We start from the raw sequence: 18,342 nt of genomic DNA, 5'->3' as shown, positions 1-18,342 counted from the left end.
CGGTGACCGTACCATAGGCAACGTTTGCCCCACTCCGCATGAAAGGCGAGGTCAATGAGGGAAAACCCCCTCGTCCTGCACGTGCTGGGCGCTCGGCCCAATTTCGTCAAGGCTGCGCCAGTGGTGTCCGGCCTGGCCGGGATCGGGATCAGGCAAGGCATCATCCACACCGGTCAGCACTACGACGCGCTGATGTCGGATGTCTTCTTCGCCGACCTCGGACTCCCCGAGCCGATCGCCAACCTCGGTGTCGGCTCCGGCAGCCATGCCAAGCAGACCGCCGCCCTGCTCACCGGCCTGGAAGAGGTCGTGCTGGGGCACTCCCCCGACCTCGTCGTGGTCTACGGGGACGTCAACTCGACCCTCGCCGCGATCCTCGTATGCGCCAAGCTCGGCGTCCCGACCGCACACGTCGAGGCGGGTCTGCGCTCCTTCGACCGGGGCATGCCGGAAGAAGTGAACCGCGTCGTCACCGACGCGCTGTCCGACCTGCTCTTCGCCACCTCCCCCGACGCGCTGTCCCACCTCGCGAACGAGGGTGTGGACGCGGCCCGGGTGCACCTCGTCGGCAACCCGATGATCGACAGCCTGTTCGCCGCGCTGCCGACCCTCGACCCCGCCCCGGTGCGCGACCGCCTGGCCCTCCCCGAGAGGTACGGCGTCGCCACCCTGCACCGGCCCGCCAACGTGGACTCGCCGGAGACCGCGCGCGAGCTGGTCGACGCCGTGCGCGAGGTCGCGCGCCGCGTCCACATCGTGGTGCCCCTCCACCCGCGCGGGCGCGCCCGCCTGGCCGAGGCCGGACTGGTCAGCGGCGAGAACCTCTCCATCGTGGACCCGCTGGGATACGTGGACTTCCTGTCGCTCGTCCGGGGCGCCTCCCTGGTCGTGACCGACTCCGGAGGTGTCCAGGAGGAGACGACCATGCTGGGCGTCCCCTGCCTCACCGTGCGGCCCAACACCGAACGGCCGGTCACCATCACCCACGGCACCAACCGCCTGGTCACCCCGGCGCTGCTGGCCGCCGCCGCCGACAAGGCCCTCGCCGACGGCGCCGCGACGCCGAGCGGTGACCTGCCGCCGCTGTGGGACGGCAAGGCCGGGGCGCGTATCGCCCGCGTCATCGCGGCCTGGCTCAAGGGGGACAACCTCTCACCGGCGGCGCAAGCCGTACCAAAGGGATGAATCCCCGTTAATCCGTACGGCCTTCGCCGTAGGCTGGCACACTCCGACCTCGATAGGGCGACGCACGCATGGCTGACAATTCCGAGACCCCCGAAGAGCCCCTGTACAAGCGGCTCGGTCCCGTCAACTGGCTGCCTGAGGAGCGCAAGCTCGTCGAACGCTACGAGGAGCGCATCCGCGAACTCGAACGGCGACTCGCCGTCGCCGAGGCCAAAGCGGAGTACGCCACCTGGAAACTCCAGGCGACACAGGTGCAGCGGCCGTACCGCGTCGCCGAGGTGCTGGCCGACTCCCGCAACCCCGCCTCGGTCGTGAAACTGCCCGGCAGGCTCGCCCGCGCCATGCGCGCCGACGGCAAGGCCCCCACGCCGCCCGCCCAGGTGGCGAAGGTGGCCGAGGCCGCCAGGACCCGCCCGCCGAAGGTGGACGTGCCCACCGCCTCCTGGCCGAAAGGCCCGATCGCGCGACCCGACCTCAAAGTCGCCGTCATCCTCGACGACTTCTCCAGGATGACCTTCAAGTACGAGTGGGACCAGATCGAATTCGGGCTGAAGGACTGGCCTGAGATCTTCGCCGAGCGCCGCCCCGACATCCTGTTCTGCGAATCGGCCTGGCACGGCAACCAGGGCCGCTGGCGCTATCAGATGACCGGCACCAACGCGCCGAAGGCCGAACTGCGCGCGCTCGTCGACTGGTGCAAGGAGGAAGGCATCCCCACGGTCTTCTGGAACAAGGAGGACCCGCCGAACTTCGACTTCTTCATCGACACCGCCAAGCTGTTCGACTACGTCTTCACCTGCGACGGCGACATGGTGCCGAAATACCGCGAGGTGCTCGGCCACGACCGCGTCGACGTGCTCCAGTTCGCCGCCCAGCCCCGCGTGCACAACCCCATCCAGGCCCGGCAGGGCCGGCTGCACGACGTGGTGTTCGCCGGAATGTACTTCCGCGACAAGCACCCCGAGCGGCGCGAGCAGATGGAGACCGTGCTCGCCCCCATCCGCGACCTCGGGCTGCACATCTTCGCCCGCAACGGCGACGTGGACGAGAAATACGCCTGGCCCGAGGAATACCGGCCGCACATCGTCGGGGAACTCCCCTACGACCAGATGCTCGCGGCCTACCGCATGTACAAGGTGTTCCTCAACGTCAACTCGGTGCTCGACTCGCCCACCATGTGCGCGCGGCGCGTATTCGAACTGTCGGCCTGCTCCACGCCCGTCGTCTCCGGCTGGTCGCGCGCGATCCAGGAGACCTTCGGCGATCTGGTGCCGCTCGTGACCGACCCGGTCGAGGCGTACAACACGGTGCTGCACCTCATCAACAGCCCCGAGGCCCGCGCCAGGCAGGCGCACCTCGCGATGCGGGAGGTCTTCGACAAGCACCTGTTCTCCCACCGCGTCGACCAGGTGCTCCAGGTGCTCGGCCGACCCACCGTCCAGCGGTCCCGCTCGGTGTCGGTCGTACTGCCGACCAACCGTTCCGGCCAGATCGAGCACGCCATCGCCCAGGTCGCCCGGCAGCGCCACCGCAACCTGCAGCTCATCCTGGTGCTCCACGGCCTCGACCTCGATCCCGGGGTCGTCACCGACAAGGCCCGCGCCGCCGGAATCCCCGACGTCACCGTGCTCACCGCCGACCCCTCGCTCACCCTCGGCGAGATCCTCAACCTCGGCATCTCACGCGCCGACGGCGACCTCATCTCCAAAATGGACGACGACAACATCTACGGTGAGCACTACCTGAGCGACCTCGTCCGCGCCTTCGACTTCTCGGCCGCCGAGATCGTCGGCAAGGGCGCGCACTACACGTACTTCCCGCACCGCGACACCACGGTGTTCCGCCTCCCCGGGCTCGAACACCGCTACGCCCACCTCATCCAGGGCGCGACCATCCTCGCCACCGCCGACCTGCTGCGCGCCATCCCCTTCGAGGCCGTCAACGCCGGCGAAGACACCCGGCTCGTACGGCGCTGCAAGGAAGACGGCATCAAAATCTATTCGTCCGACCGCTTTAACTTCATCTACATGCGCGGTAGCGACGCGGGTGCCCACACCTGGCAGGCCGAGGACCACAAACTCCTGCGCAACGCGCAGTTCTCCTTCGCCGGCAACCCCGAGGCCCACGTTCTGATCTAGGTCTGATTCAGGTCTGATTCAGTTCAGGTCTGATCCAGATCTGATTCAGGCTCTTCGGCCTGGCGCCGTTCCCCTCGTCACGGTCTGTGTAATGATCATCTCACCGACCGTGACGAGGAGCGTCTCATGAAACCGCTGGACGGCAAGGTCGCGCTGGTCACCGGGGGCAGCAAGGGCATCGGCGCGGCCATCGCGGTACGGCTCGCCCACGACGGCGCCGACGTCGCCTTCACCTACAGGTCGTCGCCGCAGCAGGCCGCCGAGGTCGCCGCCCGGATCGAGCAGGAAGGCGGCCGGGCCACCGCGATCCAGGCCGACCTCGCCGCCCCGGAAACCGTGATCTCCGTCGTCCAGCAGGTCGCCACAGAACACGGGCGGATCGACATCCTCGTCAACAACGCCGGCGTCTACTCCCACGGCCCGATCGAGGACTACACCCTCAGCGACTACGACGAGACCATGGCCGTGAACGTCCGCGCGGCCTTCCTCGCCGTGCAGCAGGCCGTACGGCACATGCCGCCCGGCGGCCGGATCATCACCGTGGGCAGCAACCTCGCCGACCGGGTCACCGCCCCCGGGCTCACCCTCTACGCCATGAGCAAATCCGCGCTCATCGGCTTCACCAAAGGCATCGCCCGCGACCTCGGACCGCGCGGCATCACCGCGACCCTCCTGCAGCCCGGCTCCACCAACACCGACATGAACCCCGCCGACAGCGTGGACGCCGCCCGCCAACTGTCCCTGAACGCCCTCGGGCGCTTCGCCGAACCCGCGGAGATCGCGGCGACCGCGGCCTACCTGGCCGGCCCCGACGGCGCCTTCGCCACCGGCACCGCCGTCACCGTCGACGGCGGCGTCGACGCGTAGCGGCACCGGCGGGCCCGGTCAGGCGTCTACGCGTAGCGGCCGGGCCCGGTCAGGCGGGGATGAGGCGGCACATCAGGGACTCGCTGTAGCCGGGGTAGGCGTTCAGAATGGTCGCCCCGGGGTTGAACCACTGGCAGACCGCGGTCGGATTCACCGGCACGGATCCGCCCCCGAGAAGGCATACCAGGCCGGTGCTCCGGTAGAGCATGACGAACGAGCTGGGACTCACATTGGCCATGCAGTAGGAACCCGCGTGGATCGGGCTGTACTGCCGTTCGACCGGGTTGAGTGACGCCGCCTGAGCGGGTGTCGCCGCAACGGCACCTGCCAGGGCCACGCCGGCGGCCAGAGTGAGGACGCGTCGAAGCACGGGGACCTCCGAGTGGGAAGACGCTAGGGCCCGAGAACGCACGACGATGTGCGCGAGTGCACACTCAAGGCAGTGGCGGACGGGGGCCTTGAGCCGGAGTCGAGCGGCACGGCAGAGCAGGCCGTACCTCACCTAATCTGGAGTATTAAATAGGAAACCTTCCTATGCAATAGCCTGCGGCACCGGGAACGTCGAGAAGGATTCACCTCGCATGGCGAAGGTCCGGCCGCACCATCGACGGTGCTGCCGGACCATCGACGGTGCTGCCGGACCATCGACGGTGCTGCCGGACCATCGGCGGTGCGGCCGGACCACTCCGACGGACTCGGGGCCGGGCTCAGACGGGCTTGATCGGGGTGACGCCTTCGGCGGCGGCGCCGTTCGCGGAGGGCTCCTGAGCCGGTGTGACGTTGGCGAGGAGGGTGCGGGCGAGGCCGAACCCGGTGCCGCCGAGGGTGAGCGCCTTGGCGAGCAGTTCCTCGATGCCCTGCGCGCCGTTCAGCACAACCATGTGGTCGACGTTGCCCAGCGACTTCGACGCCGCCTCCACGATGTGAGGCCAGTTCTCGGCGAGCTGCTGTGCGATGACGGCGTCCTGGTTCTGCGCGAGCGCCTCCGAGCGCGCCCTGATGGCCTCGGCCTCGGCCAGGCCCTTCGCCTTGGACGCGTCGGCCTCGGCGAGGCCGCGGGCCCGGGCGGCCTCCGCCGCGGCGAGGCCCTTGGCCTTGACGGCCTGCGCCTCGCCTTCACCGCCGGCCTTCGTGGCGGCGGCGTTGGCCTCACCGCGCAGCCGTACGGCTTCCGCCTCGGCCGCGGCGGCCTGCTTGACCTGCGACGCCTGGGCCACCGCCCGCAGTTCGGTCTCGCGGGCCTCGGCCTCGGCCTGGGCGATGCGCGCGTCGCGGTCGGCCTGGGACAGCGTGACGGTTTCGTACGCCTTGGCGTCGGCGGGTTTGCGCACCTGGGCTTGGAGCCGCTGTTCGGCGAGGGCCGCCTCCAACTCCGCGGCGCGGGTCTCCTGGACGACGACCTCCTGCCGGGCGGACGCCTCCGACAGCGGGCCGGCCTGACGCGACCTGGCCTGCGCCTCGTCGATCTCCGCCTGGTAGGACGCCTGCTTGATCTGCGCGTCGCGTTTGGCCATGGCCTTGTTGGCCACCGCGATCTGCTCGGCCTCGGTAGCCTCCTGGTCGCGCTGGGCTTCGGCGATCCGCGCGGAGGCGGCCACTCGGGCGGCGTGGGGCTTGCCCAGGTTGACGATGTAGCCGGTCTCGTCGTCGATCTCCTGGATCTGCAGCGAGTCCACGACCAGGCCGAGTTTGCTCATCTCGTCGGCGGCGCTGCTGCGTGTCTCCCCGGTGAGCCGTTCCCGGTTGAGAATGAGGTCTTCGACGGTCAGGTTGCCGATGATGGAACGCAGATGGCCGGTGAACAGTTCGTGGATCGCGCCGTCCATCGAATTCTGCTGGTCAAGGAATCGACGTGCGGCGTTGGCGATGGATGTGAGGTCGTCGCCGACCTTGTAGATCACGACGCCGCGCACCTGGACCGGGATTCCCTGCTGGGTGACGCAGTGGACTTGGAGATTCGCCGCCCGGCTGTCGAGGCGCAGTCGCCGTGCGGTCTGGAATCCGGGCATGACGGCGGTGCCTTTGCCCGTGACGATTTTGAATCCGAGACTGTCGGCGAGTTCGTTGCGTCCGCGTGCGCCGAGCCCTGAGATGATCAGAGCCTCGTTGGGCTCGGCCACGCGCCACACCATTTTGAAGAGAATGAGAAGAACGATGAGCGCGACAACGACCGCGCCGATCGTCAGCATGAGTTCCAGGGACATGGATGCCTCCGGACTGGGGGAAAGAGGAGCTCAGATGCTCGCGCGAGCAACATAAACGGTGCGTGGCGGGTAATACTCCACGACGACCACGATGGATCCGACGGAAATCTCCTCATCGGGAAGGGTCGGGTGTGCGTAGAACGCCTCGACGCCGCCGCGGACCGACACCATGACTTCCCCGACCAGGCCGGGGCCAATCTTTCCTGTGACCCTGCCCTGCTTGCCGACCACCGAATCTCCCCATCGCCCCACCCAACGAAAACGAATATTACCCTCTTTGGTACTACTCCACCACCTTCATCAGGGCGGCATAGGCGTTGTCGGTTTGATTGCTCAATTCCCTTCTACTGAGCTTTGACCCGACAACGAGCAGGTTCATCACGACGTTACCCTTCTGCAACGCCACCGATCCGATCTGGAGATCGAGCCCCGCGCCGTCCGCCGAGGTCAGGAAGGCGCGGAGCCGGTCGCCACGACTCGGGAGGGCGACCTCCCTCGTGTGATACGTCGTCGAGGCCCCGTCGACCGTCACCGTGTACACCTCGCATTCCGGCCGGAGCGCCCTCGGGAAGCGCCTGACGGCCTCCCTCCCCCGGAGCTTGATGAGCGCGTGCGTCACCGAGCGCTGCGGCGACGAGAAGGCCACGACCGCCGCCGGCGCGTCCCGTACGGCGGGAGCCCGCACATCCAACTGCCCCACCGCGGCACAGCCCGGCTTGTCCATGGTGGCCTTGGCCATCGCCTCGGCTCCGCGCCGTGTCGCGGTGAGATTGCCGTAGGCGCCGGTTTCCGGGCCGTATGCCTTGTTCATCCCGTCCACCGTGGACAGCAGGCCGGACCCGAGCCTGGTGGCCGCCTGGGTGACGGCGGGAGTGACGGGGTGGAGGCTCTCGGACACGCCGGCGGTGGTCTGGGTCGGGGCGGGGGTCGAGGCGGGGGTGGATTGCGGGGTTTGCGACTGGTTCCCGGCCTGGGGGGCCGCAGGGGTGTCGGAGGAGGAGCATGACGTGGCGGCGACGAGGAGCATGGACATGGCGGCGATGGTCTTATATGCGGGCTTATATGCGTTGATTGGCATGGGTTACCTTTCCCGGCTGGATGTGGCGCCGTTTTCTTGTTTTCTCGAAGGCACGGTAAGGCCTGGGGAGAGAACCGGGAGAGGGGAGAGGGAAAATGCTCCACATGGATGCGTGGGTTGTCATGATATTTGGCGGTATCTGGTAATCGCGACTATCGGTGGATTGAGGGGAGGCGTTTTTAGGGGCACGGAAGAGTTTTGCGGCCAATTTGGGGATGGCTGTGTTTTTGGGCGGGGTTGGGGAGATGTGGGGTGGGCGGGGGAACTCGGGCCATGTAGACGGCGGAGGCCGCCGGGAGATGGGGGTGGGGCCGGGGGAAGGAAGGACGCGAAGCGGGAGGGCCCAAAACGGGAGGCCCGAACGGGGCCAAATTGGGCCAAATGGGGCCCAATGGGGAAGGCGGGAGGGTGTACGGGGCGAAGGTTGGGCTGGTGGCGGCCTGGAGGACAGTAGAGGACGGTCGAGGACGGTCGAGAACACCTGGGCGGCAGAGCGGTGCCCCGGGGGAGGCGGACAGGTGTGGCCGGGCGGCCGGGAGGAGTGAACACGAGCCCGTCCGAGGGGGCGGCGGACGACGACGGGATGGGGACGGGGCTGGCCAGAGGCTCAGGCGGCCGAAATGACGGCTGTGCCGTACAGGGTGGCGCGCGGGAGTGGACCGCACGGCGGCGCGCGGCGGGGGCGACGGGATGGGGCGGGATGGGGATGAGCACTTCACCGGGATTACGGCTGGCCGCAACAGGCGGGTAGCACCCGAACCGAGTTCCAGATGTGACCTGCAAACATCCCGACAAGGCTTGTCAAGCGGGTCGTCTCCCCCACAGGAAACACATTGTCCCAGCTCAGGGGTATAACCGTGCGCGATCCGGCCCTATACGCGGACCGTTCCGGCCGGCCGAGATCGGGTCACGGGGAGCTGCCACACGATCCCGGACAGTACTCGAAGGATCACAAGAAATCCCGACAATTTGGACGTAATCCCACTACGGCGCTACTTGACCAATGCGCTAGAACCTTAATTGATGCTAGTCTCCTGTGCGATCTTCCGGAGGTGCATTTACACGCATATGTGAGATGCGACGTGATCCTCCACGCACTCATAGGTTGGGACGAGTGGGCATGGGTTCTCGAGACCGGTCGATTCGGTTCAAGATCTTCTTACTGCTGCTCCTGCCCCTTCTCTCGCTGAGCGCCCTGTGGGGATTCGTCCTGAATCTCACGGTGGGGGATGGAGAGGCGCTCTCCCGCTCCGACACGCTTCACACCACGATCGGCGTGGCGTCCTCGAACCTCGTCCACGAACTCCAGGCCGAACGCACCCAGTCCGCCATCGAGATCAGCTCCCGTGAGCTCACCACCGGACTCGGCGCACAGCGCGAACGCACCGACCAGGCCGTCAAATCCTTCCTCGAAGTGACGCTGGCCCCGGAGACCACCGAGGTCATGAACACCCAGACGAGGACCGCGCTCCAGGCCGTCGAGGACGACCTCAGGCGCCTCGACGACATTCGCGACAGCATGGATGACGGCAAGAGCAGCAGGCTCGACATGCTCGTCGATTACAACCGGATCCACGACGCGCTTTTCCGGCTCACCGACCAACTCGTCGTCGTCCCCGATCTCGCGATCTTCCAGCAGGTCGGCGCGCTGCAGTCGATGAACAACGCCCGAGAGATCATTTCCAGGGAGAAAGCCCTCATCTCCGGCGTCCTTGTCGATCAACAAATGCTGCCGACCGAGCATGACGCCTTCACCGAGTACGTCTCCACGCGCACTTTCCTCCACGCACGAGGAATGTCCGGACTGGATGGAGAACTAGGAAGGCCATACCAGGACACCCTGAACTCTCCAACTTTCAAGGAATTCATAGAGTTGGAGCAGAAGATCTCCGCCATCTCGGGCACGGGCGCCCTGCCCAGTGACTCCGAGCTGTGGCCCGCGACGATCGACAACGTCCTGCGCACCCTCGACGAACTCTCCACCTCCTCCGCCGAGGTCATCAGCCACCGCTCGGACGACGTCGCGGGCGGCATCGTCACCCGCATCACCCTCGCCGGCGGACTCGGTTTCCTCGCCGTCGTCGCCTCGATCCTGATCTCCGTACGCTTCGGCCGCCGCCTCGCCCGCGAACTCGCCGGACTCCAGAAGTCCGCCGTCGAACTCGCCGACGTCAGGCTTCCCGCGCTCGTCGAACGGCTCCGCAGCGGCGAGGAGGTCGACATCGAAACCGAGGCGCCGCCGATCACAGCCGGAGGCTCCTCGGAGATCGCCGACGTCGCCGCCGCGTTCAGCTCCGTCCAGCGCACCGCCGTAGAGGCCGCTGTCGGCCAGGCGAACCTGCGGCGCGGCATCGGCCAGGTCTTCCTCAACCTCGCCCGCCGCAAGCAGGCCCTGCTCCACCGGCAGCTCGGGCTGCTGGACGGCATGCAGCGCCGTACGCACACCCCCGACGGCCTTGAGGACCTCTTCCGCCTCGACCACCTGACCACCCGCATGCGCCGCAACGCGGAGGGCCTGATCATCCTGTCCGGCGCCGCCCCCGGCCGGGCGTGGCGCCAACCGGTGCCCGTGATCGACGTGCTGCGCGCCGCCCTCGCCGAGGTCGAGGACTACACCCGGATCAACATCGCGCCGATGCCCCGCATCGCCTTCGACGGCGCCGTCGTGGCCGACACGATCCACCTGATCGCCGAACTCATCGAGAACGCCACGATCTACTCCCCGCCGAAGAGCCCCGTCGATGTACGCGGCGACACCGTCGCCAACGGCTTCGCCATCGAAGTCGAGGACCGGGGGCTCGGCCTCGCCCTGGAGGCGTACGAGGCGATCAACGCGCGCCTCGCCGACCCCCCCGAGTTCGACCTCGCCGACAGCGACCGGCTCGGCCTGTTCGTCGTCGGCAGACTGGCCGCGCGCCACGGCATCCGGGTGATGCTGCGGTCCTCGCCGTACGGTGGCACCGTCGCGATCGTGCTCATCCCCCGCCCACTCGTCACCGACGTCGCCGAACCCGAACCCGAAGACGAGCCCGAGGTCACCGAACTCACCGCCCGCCGGCGCCCCGCCCTCGCCGGCGCGAGCTCCCCGTCGGGCCCAGGCAAGATCGCTCTTCCCGGTGCGGACTCCCCCCGCGAGGCCACCCCCAAGACGTCCAGACGCGGCGGAGCCTCCCTCGCCATCGTCAACGGCGACCGCGCCGCCCCGAACGGCACCCACGCCGGATTGCCCCGCCGCGTACGGCAGGCCAACCTGGCCCCACAACTTCGCCAGTCCACCGAAACCCACGCACCATCGGCGGGAACGACAGGACCGGTAGAAACGTCGGGAGAACCCACCCCTGAGCGTTCCCCCGATGAAGTCCGCGCCCTGTTCTCCGCCTTCCAACAGGGAGCGCGGCGCGGACGCGAAGCCGCAGACTACGCACACAACACCACAAGGGAGAAGGGGGAGGAATGACCGGGCACTCGTCGACGAACACCGGCGAACTCAACTGGCTGCTGGACGACCTCGCCACCCGGGTGGGGGCGGTACGGCAGGCGGTGATCCTTTCCACGGATGGGCTGGCCGTCGGGTTCTCCAAAGGTCTCAGCCGTGAAGACGCCGAACACCTGTCGGCCGTCGCCGCCGGGTTCCAAAGCCTCGCCAGGGGCGCGGGACGCCACTTCAACGGGGGTGAAGTCCGCCAGACCATCGTTGAAATGGAGTCCGCTTTCCTGTTCGTCACCGCGGCGGGCCAAGGCACCTGCCTTGCCGTACTCGCCGACTCGGACGCCGACGTAGGCCACATCGCCTACGAAATGGCCATGCTCGTGAAGCGCGTCGGACAGCACATATCCACCAATCCGCGGACGTCTCCGTGACCTTCGAGTGGCTCGACGAGGACGCCGGACCGGTGGTCCGGCCGTACGCGGTCACACGCGGACGCACCAGGTCCTCAGCCGACGACCTTGACCTCATCGCCATGGTCAGCACCATCCGGGTCGAGCCACACGCCGGGACCTCCCTCGGCCCCGAACAGGAGCGCATCCTGCGCCTGGCGAGAACCACGACCTCCGTCGCCGACCTCGCCGCCTCCCTGGCCCTCCCAGTAGGCGTAGTGCGCGTCCTCCTCGGCGACCTCCGAGATCACGGACTCATCCGAGTGGCCCCGCCGGCCGCGGCGGGGCCACGCCCAAGCGAGCGCATTCTCAAGGAAGTGATCAATGGACTTCGGGCTCTCTGACGAACCCGTAGCGCTCAAGATCCTCATAGCTGGGGGTTTCGGCGTCGGGAAGACCACACTGGTCGGCGCTATCAGTGAGATCCGGCCCCTGCGCACCGAGGAGGTCTTGTCCGACCGAAGCATCGGCATCGACGACGTCGACGGCGTCGAAGGCAAGACCACCACCACGGTCGCCATGGACTTCGGCCGCATCACCATCCGCGACGGCCTCGTCGTCTACCTCTTCGGCACCCCAGGCCAGGAACGCTTCTGGTTCATGTGGGACGAACTCTCCTACGGCGCCCTCGGCGCCGTCGTCCTCGCCGACACCCGTCGGCTCACCGACTGCTTCCCCTCCATCGACTACTTCGAACAGCGCGGCACCCCCTTCGTCGTCGCCGTCAACTGCTTCGAAGGCGCCGACCAATACGACGCCGACGACGTCCGCATAGCCCTCGACCTCGACCCCGGAGTCCCCGTCCTCCTCTGCGACGTACGGCAGCGCGCCTCCGCCAAATCCGTCCTCGTCATGCTCGTCGAGCACGCCCTCCGCCAACTCACCGCCAGCCGCTGACCCCCAAGACCGGCCCAAAAGCCGGTCCTGGGGACCCACCCGCCCAACGTTCAGCCTTGCCCCAAGGGGGCTAGTGGGCTGGTATCCTAAACCCGGTCGTAGCAACCGCTCCCGACCATGCCGCCTTAGCTCAGTCGGCCAGAGCACTTCACTCGTAATGAAGGGGTCAAGGGTTCGATTCCCTTAGGCGGCTCCAGGTCAGACGCCGTTTCTCCTATCCGGAGAGACGGCGTCTCTCGTTTTTGGGAGAGAATTGGGAGACGATCATGGGTGCTAGGCCCTCCCGGTAGGGCTTCAGCGCCGAGTCGAGAACGCGCACCGGGGACCGGCGCGTAGGTAGCGCTTGTTTATAAATGCTTGTTCATTTATGATTGAGGAATGACGACCTTCCATGCTTTCCTCGGTTGCAGTCTCGACGGTTTCATCGCAGGACCGGCGGGTGAGCTGGACTGGCTGACGGTGTTCGAGAACACCGGATATGACGCGTTCTTCGAATCAGTCGATGCGATGGCGATGGGGCGCTCGTCCTACGACACGATGCGCGACATGGCTCCCGACTACTACCGAGGAATGCCGATCCACGTTCTCTCTGCCACGTTGCCGGCCGGTGTCCAGCCGAACATGGGCGACTCGGCCGTGACGGTTCACCCGGACATTCCCTCTCTTCGAGCGGCGCTGACCAAGGCAGGAGTGAAGCGGGCGTACGCCGACGGCGGACGTACCGTTCAGTCGCTGCTCGCTGCCGGCCTGCTCTCCGACATCACGGTGACCCGCGTTCCCGTGCTCATCGGCTCGGGAATCCCCCTTTTCGGCCTCCTGCCCAACCCCGTGCAGGCGGAGCTAGTCGCGTCGATCACGACGAGCCAAGGAGCCGTTCAGTCCGTCTACCGCCTCCCGACCGAGTCCTGATCGCCAGCCGACCCCGACCCCGGAGGCCCCCATCCGATGCCTCGAACCAAGACCGTCAGCGACGAGACTATTCTGGCGAGCGTTATCAGGCTCGTTCAGCGCATCGGACCAGCCAAGCTGACCCTCGCTTCCGCAGCCGCCGAGGTCGGACTGTCCGCATCGACCCTGGTGCAGCGTTTCGGCTCCAAACGGGCGTTGCTGCTCGCTGCAGATCAGTGGGCGGTCGAGCGATGGGTCGGCGGCATGGACAGCATCCCGCCGGGCGGCTCGGCCCTTGACCGGCTGATCGCCGGGCTCGTGTACACGGTGGACCCAGCGACATCCGGCGAAGAGATGGCCAACTCCGTCTCCCTGCTCCAGATATCGCTGGCCGACCCTGAGTTCCATGAGTCCACCCGCGATGGCTCCGTCCGACTCCGAGCGAAGATCGCCGAACGCCTCGATGAGGCAGTAGCGAGCCACGAGCTTGCACCCCACGCGAACATCACGGCCCTAGCGGAGCTGATCGAGGTCACCTATCACGGCGCGATGATCCGCTGGGCCATTCACCGGGACGGGGCCTTGATCGACTCTATGAAAGCACGGTTCGATCAACTGCTCCGGCCGTACCTGCTCTAGCCTCATGCGGTCGTTCTCGTTACGTGGAAGATGCGAGCAACAGCGATGAACCCTGTTCAGTGCGCTGTGGCTAGCACTTCGTCAAGTCGGCGTGTTCGCGAGTCTGCTTGCCGAGAAGTGCGTCAACGCACCACCCGCCATCAATCCAGTTGGGGACACTCTCGGCGGCGAGTCGCTGTAGATCGCGAGGGCTACGTCGGCGTTCACGTGCGCAGCGTAGTGGGCCACGCCAACCTGGGCTTGGACCCTGGGAGACTTCGAGGGCCGCGCTAGACCCCGCGCTGTCACCCGCCGGAATCTGCTGGGCACCTGCATCAGCGGAAGGCTGCGGCGTTGCGCTTGGCCCAGTCGGCGAAGGTGCCGGGGGCGCGACCGAGGATCTTCTCGACATCGGGGCTGACGGTCTGCTCTCGCACGGTTGGAGTGCCGAGAATATCGAGGGTGGTGTCGGCCACCGGGGCAGGCATGAAGGTGAGCATCTGGGCGCGGGCCTCCTCTCGAGTCTGGTCGATGAAGGTGACATGCTCGCCGATGGCCTCGCCGATGGCGGCGGCGCGCTGGCGTGGCGTGATGAGCGCGGGGCCGGTCAGTTCGTAGATTGCTTTCGCGTGGCCCGGCTGAGTCAGGGTGGCGGCGGCCACGGCGGCGATGTCGTCAGGATCGATGACGGGGAGTCCGACTTCGCCGAAGGGCGCGGCGGTCGTGCGGGTCGCCTTGATGGGGGACGCCCAGGCGTAGGCGTTGGAGGCGAAGCCGCCGGGCCGCAAGATGGTCCACTCGACGTCGGAATCCATGACGGCCTGTTCGAAGGCGGCGAAGGCCTGGCCGTGTGACAAGGAGTCCGGGCGGGTGGCCACCGCTTGGGAGGAGAGCAGGACGATCTTGCCCGCGCCTGAGAAGGAGGCGACGACCTGGGCGGGGTCGCCGGTCATCATCAGGTCTCCGCCGACCAGCAGGAAGACCGCGTCAACCTCGGAGGGTACGCCGACGGACGGCTGCGAGAGGTCGGCGGCGACCGTGCGAACACCGAGGGGCACGTCGGCCTGGGTGATGCGGCGGGAGACGGCGGTCACCTCGCGGCCCTGCTCGACGAGGATACGGACCAGCGCGCGGCCGACATTCCCGGTGGCGCCTGTGACAACGATCATTAGAGCCTTCTCCACACTGTTAGTTGGTTGACTGACTCAGAAGGACCCTAGCACGGGGTGAGGTCCTATAGTTAGTGAGGTGACTGACTTGAAAGAGTCCGCCAGGGGCAGAGCGGCCGGCGCCAAGCGGCAGCGGCTCATGAGGGCCGCCGCCGACGTCGTGTACCGACAGGGCGCCGAGCGCACCACCATCGCCGACATAGCGCGCGTAGCCGATGTTCCCGTAGGCAACGTGTACTACTACTTCAAGACCAAGGACGAGCTCGTCACCGCCGCGCTATCCGAGCACGCGCGGCAACTGGACCTGCTTACCAGCGGCCTGGACCGGCTCCCCGACCCCCGTGAGCGCCTCAAGGGTTTGATCAATGCCTGGGTAAGCCAGCGTGACCTCGCCGCCCGGTACGGCTGCCCGACCGGCACACTCGCTGTTGAGCTGGATAAGCGCGACGAGGGTGGCCTGGACGTCGAGGCGGGCAGGGTCATCCGGTTGCTGCTCGCCTGGGTGGAGCGGCAGTTCCACGAACTGGACCAGCCGGAACCCGACGGCCTGGCCCTGACGCTGGTAAGTGCCTACCAGGGCATGTCCCTGCTGGCCAACGCCCTGCGGGACCCGGGCGTCATGGATCGAGAGGGCGCCCGTCTGCTCGCCTGGCTCGACTCCTTGAAAGCCACCTGAGGCCGGCGCGCCGTACCTCAAAGGCGTGCGACGTGCTTCAACCCCCACGACAACTGCCGCCTCCGGCAGATCACGCCCACGGGCCGCTCGACCGGCGTCGCGTTCTGTTGCCGAGGTTGTTCAGGGAGTCGGCGAGTCGGGGTGGCGCGCGGCCGGCTCGCGGTGGATGTCGTCCGCTTCTTGGGCGGCACGTAGAGCTTCGGCTTTGAGGCCCTTCTCCGCCAGGAAGACGCCGAGGTTGTTCAGGGACATGGCGAGATCGAGGCGGTAGCGGTCGGGGTAGCGCTCGGCCAGCCCCCGGCGGATGTCGACGGCCTCCCGGGCGGCATCCAAGGCTTCGGCCAGAAGGCCCGCCTCCGACAGATGGTTGCCGAGGTTGTTCAGAGAGCTGGCGAGGCCGGGGCGGTAGCGGTCGGGGTAGCACTCGGCCAACCCCCGGCGGATGTCGACGGCCTCCCGGGTGACATTGAGGGCTTCGGCCAGGAGACCCGTCTCCGACAAGCGGATGCCGAGGTTGTTCAGGGACATAGCGAGATCGGGACGGTAGCGGTCCGGGTAGTGCCCGGCCAACTCCCGGTAGATGTCGACGGCCTCCCGGGTGACGTTCAGGGCTTCGGCCAGAAGGCCCATCTCCGACAGGAAGACGCCGAGGTTGTTCAGGGACATGGCGAGATCGGGACGGTAGCGGTCGGGGTAGCACGCGGCCAACTCCCGGCGGATGTCGACGGCCTCCCGGGTGACATTCAGGGCTTCGGTCAGAAGGCCCGTTGCCCGCAAATGGTTGCCAAGGTTGCTCAGGGAGTTGGCGAGGCCGGGGCGGTAGCGGTCGGGGTAGCGCCCGGCCAACTCCCGGCGGATGTCCACGGCTTCCAGGGCGGCGCGAACGGCTTCGGCCGGGCGGCCCGTCTCCCACAAATGGTTGCCGAGGTTGTCCAGGGAGTCGGCGAGGCCGGGGTGGAAGTGGTCAGGGTAGTGCCCGGCCAACTCCCGGCGGATGTCGACGGCCTCTTGGGCGGCACGCAAAGCTTCGACTAGGAGGCCCAAGCCCGACAAGCGGTTGCCGAGGTTGTCCAGGGAGTCGGCGAGATCGGGGCGGTAGCGGTCGGGGTAGTGCCCGGCCAACTCCCGGTAGATGTCGACCGCTTCTTGAGTGGCACGCAGGGCTTCGGCCGGGCGGCCTAAGCGCGAAACATGTTGGCCGAACGCGGTCAGCCAGCGGGCCCGCTCCCCGTCATCGCCATCCGGGACGCTGATGAGCAGCCGCTTCGCCAACAGCGCTTGTGCCTCGGCCAAGACCGCAGAAGGGAAGGGGAGCGCCTCATACAGAGCCACCAAGGTCTCCCGTGGCGCGACGAGCCCGCCTACCTCACCGGCCACCCGCGGAAGCAGCCGCTGCAAGATTTCCCCCGCCTCGTCCAACTCGTGGGCCGCCCGCGCCAGCATCACCAGCGCCCGCCGCCCCTGATGGGCGTCCAGCCCTTCAAGACAGGCCTCCAGAAGCTCCGGAGAGCCGCTGAACTGGCGCGTAACGTGCAGCTCTGCCAGCCTGTCCGGCCGCAGCCGCCCTAACCATTCCCGGTCGTCAGCCGTACCGGGGGGATACAACTCCCGGAGCCAGTCGGCCACCGCCACCGACGCCGTCCCGTCGGGAACCCTCCCCACCACCTCGGCCGCCTGAGCCCGGCTCCGGGCCCCCAGCAGTGTCCCCGCCGCCACCGTCTGCTCCAGCGCCGCCGTACTCAGCCCGTCGGTACCCGAGGTGAACCCGCGCGCCTGGGCGGTTCGCAACCAGAACCGCCGCTCATGCCCCAGCAGCTCCTCCAGCACATCCTCCGCCCCCACCCGAGCCGGACCCGCACCGCTTCCGTGCGGCATGGAGCGCAGCACCGCCACCAGCGCCACCGCATGCAGGTCCAGCACCCGGTGAGGCCCTCGGCCCAGCTCCACTTCCATCCCCTCCGGCACCTCCGCCCCCAACGCCCGCGCGAAATGCGGGACCGCCCGCATCACCACCTCTTGATCGGAAAGACCGCCGGCGACCTGCTCGGCCAGCTCCATGCCCTCACCGGCCTGGGACACCATCCGGCGTACCCTCGCCGACTGCCCGCCGAGCTGACGCCACCACTCCCCGGCACTGCGCGCCAGTAGCAGGACCCGCAGTCGGCTCCCCTCGTCGGCCGCCGCCTCGTTCAGCAGCCCGGCAAGCCCGGTCCGCGTCTCCGCATAGTCGACGACCACCAGTAGCCGCCCGCCGCTCACCTCCCGCAACCGTGACAGCGCGTCGGCCTCGGCCTCGTCGGCGATCTCCAGATAGCCCCATGAGCGGTCCAGCCGCTCGTACAGCTCCGCCGCCAGCCTCGACTTGCCGACTCCGCCGGGCCCCACCAGCAGCCGCAACCGTCCCGCGTCCGGGTCTGAGCACCAGGCCAGCAGCTCGGCCAGCTCCCTCTCCCGCCCGGTGAACGGCACCACCGCTTCGGAGTGGCGCAAAAGCAGTGCCGGCGCGCTGTCCGGGCCCAGCTCCGCGGCCCGCGCGGCGGTGGCGTGTGCAATCCGCCGGGTTCGCCACCGCTCCAGCAGCGACGGCGCGAACGATGTGCCCACTGCTCCCAGAAAGGCACCGGCCACCGGCCACCACGTCTTACCGTCGGCCGCTGCCGCGATAGCCGCCGCCACGCCCGCACCGGCCAGCGCGCCCAGAAACCGAAGCGCCCACCACCACATGCCCACACAACGTGTATAG

At 67.8% G+C, this 18,342-nt stretch carries 17 protein-coding genes and 1 tRNA gene; 11 read left to right on the top strand and 7 right to left on the bottom strand.

Translation table 11 applies throughout. The features are described from left to right. The first annotated feature begins 54 nt into the window (after positions 1–54). From wecB to BLQ73_RS24060, 3 genes are all read left to right on the top strand, one after another. Positions 55–1,185: a non-hydrolyzing UDP-N-acetylglucosamine 2-epimerase gene (gene wecB, locus BLQ73_RS24070; protein ID WP_093173627.1), complete on the top strand. Its 1,131-nt coding sequence runs from the start codon at positions 55–57 to the stop codon at positions 1,183–1,185. A 68-nt stretch (positions 1,186–1,253) separates the two neighbouring features. Continuing rightward, on the top strand, positions 1,254–3,323 hold the full coding sequence (locus BLQ73_RS24065; RefSeq protein WP_093173625.1) for a glycosyltransferase family protein: 2,070 nt from the start codon (positions 1,254–1,256) through the stop codon (positions 3,321–3,323). A 126-nt stretch (positions 3,324–3,449) separates the two neighbouring features. Further along, positions 3,450–4,190, top strand: a complete 741-nt coding sequence (locus BLQ73_RS24060; protein ID WP_093173623.1) for an SDR family NAD(P)-dependent oxidoreductase — start codon at positions 3,450–3,452, stop codon at positions 4,188–4,190. Positions 4,191–4,239: 49 nt separating this feature from the next. Here the strand turns inward: BLQ73_RS24060 and BLQ73_RS24055 are convergent, their stop codons facing one another. From BLQ73_RS24055 to BLQ73_RS24040, 4 genes are all read right to left on the bottom strand, one after another. Further along, a complete protein-coding gene (locus tag BLQ73_RS24055) occupies positions 4,240–4,560 on the bottom strand; it encodes a hypothetical protein (RefSeq protein WP_093173621.1) in 321 nt (106 codons plus the stop codon). 337 nt (positions 4,561–4,897) lie between these two features. Beyond that, positions 4,898–6,394: a flotillin family protein gene (locus BLQ73_RS24050; RefSeq protein ID WP_093173618.1), complete on the bottom strand. Its 1,497-nt coding sequence runs from the start codon at positions 6,392–6,394 to the stop codon at positions 4,898–4,900. A gap of 30 nt (positions 6,395–6,424) precedes the next feature. Then, complete coding sequence (locus BLQ73_RS24045) at positions 6,425–6,625, bottom strand: hypothetical protein (protein WP_093173616.1); 201 nt, start codon at positions 6,623–6,625, stop codon at positions 6,425–6,427. Positions 6,626–6,677: 52 nt separating this feature from the next. Further along, positions 6,678–7,472, bottom strand: a complete 795-nt coding sequence (locus BLQ73_RS24040; protein WP_093173614.1) for a hypothetical protein — start codon at positions 7,470–7,472, stop codon at positions 6,678–6,680. Positions 7,473–8,592: 1,120 nt separating this feature from the next. Between BLQ73_RS24040 and BLQ73_RS24035 the strand changes: the two genes are divergently transcribed. From BLQ73_RS24035 to BLQ73_RS24005, 7 genes are all read left to right on the top strand, one after another. Continuing rightward, on the top strand, positions 8,593–10,929 hold the full coding sequence (locus tag BLQ73_RS24035) for a sensor histidine kinase (RefSeq protein WP_176955636.1): 2,337 nt from the start codon (positions 8,593–8,595) through the stop codon (positions 10,927–10,929). Further along, positions 10,926–11,333, top strand: coding sequence for a roadblock/LC7 domain-containing protein (locus tag BLQ73_RS24030; protein ID WP_093173610.1), 408 nt, complete (start codon positions 10,926–10,928; stop codon positions 11,331–11,333). The genes BLQ73_RS24035 and BLQ73_RS24030 overlap by 4 nt, the downstream gene beginning before the upstream one ends. Further along, complete coding sequence (locus BLQ73_RS24025) at positions 11,330–11,695, top strand: DUF742 domain-containing protein (RefSeq protein WP_093173608.1); 366 nt, start codon at positions 11,330–11,332, stop codon at positions 11,693–11,695. Before BLQ73_RS24030 ends, BLQ73_RS24025 begins: the two co-directional genes overlap by 4 nt. Further along, a complete protein-coding gene (locus BLQ73_RS24020) occupies positions 11,676–12,248 on the top strand; it encodes a GTP-binding protein (RefSeq protein ID WP_093173606.1) in 573 nt (190 codons plus the stop codon). The genes BLQ73_RS24025 and BLQ73_RS24020 overlap by 20 nt, the downstream gene beginning before the upstream one ends. A gap of 119 nt (positions 12,249–12,367) precedes the next feature. Beyond that, a tRNA-Thr gene (locus tag BLQ73_RS24015) sits at positions 12,368–12,444 on the top strand. A 182-nt stretch (positions 12,445–12,626) separates the two neighbouring features. Then, positions 12,627–13,157, top strand: a complete 531-nt coding sequence (locus BLQ73_RS24010; protein WP_093173604.1) for a dihydrofolate reductase family protein — start codon at positions 12,627–12,629, stop codon at positions 13,155–13,157. A 36-nt stretch (positions 13,158–13,193) separates the two neighbouring features. Further along, on the top strand, positions 13,194–13,775 hold the full coding sequence (locus BLQ73_RS24005; RefSeq protein ID WP_093173602.1) for a TetR/AcrR family transcriptional regulator: 582 nt from the start codon (positions 13,194–13,196) through the stop codon (positions 13,773–13,775). A gap of 70 nt (positions 13,776–13,845) precedes the next feature. Here BLQ73_RS24005 and BLQ73_RS35110 read toward each other — a convergent pair whose 3' ends face one another. After that, complete coding sequence (locus BLQ73_RS35110; RefSeq protein ID WP_218125995.1) at positions 13,846–14,166, bottom strand: nucleotidyltransferase domain-containing protein; 321 nt, start codon at positions 14,164–14,166, stop codon at positions 13,846–13,848. Then, entirely contained in the window at positions 14,090–14,923 is an 834-nt protein-coding gene (locus BLQ73_RS24000; RefSeq protein WP_093173600.1) for an SDR family oxidoreductase, read from the bottom strand. Before BLQ73_RS24000 ends, BLQ73_RS35110 begins: the two co-directional genes overlap by 77 nt. Positions 14,924–15,002: 79 nt before the next feature. Here BLQ73_RS24000 and BLQ73_RS23995 point away from each other — a divergent pair, with 79 nt between their 5' ends. After that, positions 15,003–15,599, top strand: coding sequence for a TetR/AcrR family transcriptional regulator (locus tag BLQ73_RS23995; protein WP_245691332.1), 597 nt, complete (start codon positions 15,003–15,005; stop codon positions 15,597–15,599). 120 nt (positions 15,600–15,719) lie between these two features. On the opposite strand, the gene BLQ73_RS34705 is transcribed toward BLQ73_RS23995, so the two are convergent. Continuing rightward, positions 15,720–18,323 (bottom strand): tetratricopeptide repeat protein, encoded by a 2,604-nt coding sequence (locus BLQ73_RS34705; protein ID WP_093173596.1) that lies wholly within the window; start codon positions 18,321–18,323, stop codon positions 15,720–15,722. Between the last annotated feature and the right edge of the window lie 19 nt (positions 18,324–18,342).

Origin of the sequence: Sinosporangium album (assembly GCF_900100605.1) — a bacterium.
Taxonomy (GTDB): Bacteria; Actinomycetota; Actinomycetes; order Streptosporangiales; family Streptosporangiaceae; genus Sinosporangium; species Sinosporangium album.
Note: the sequence above shows the minus strand (reverse complement) of the source record. Positions and strands in the feature narration are given on the sequence as shown.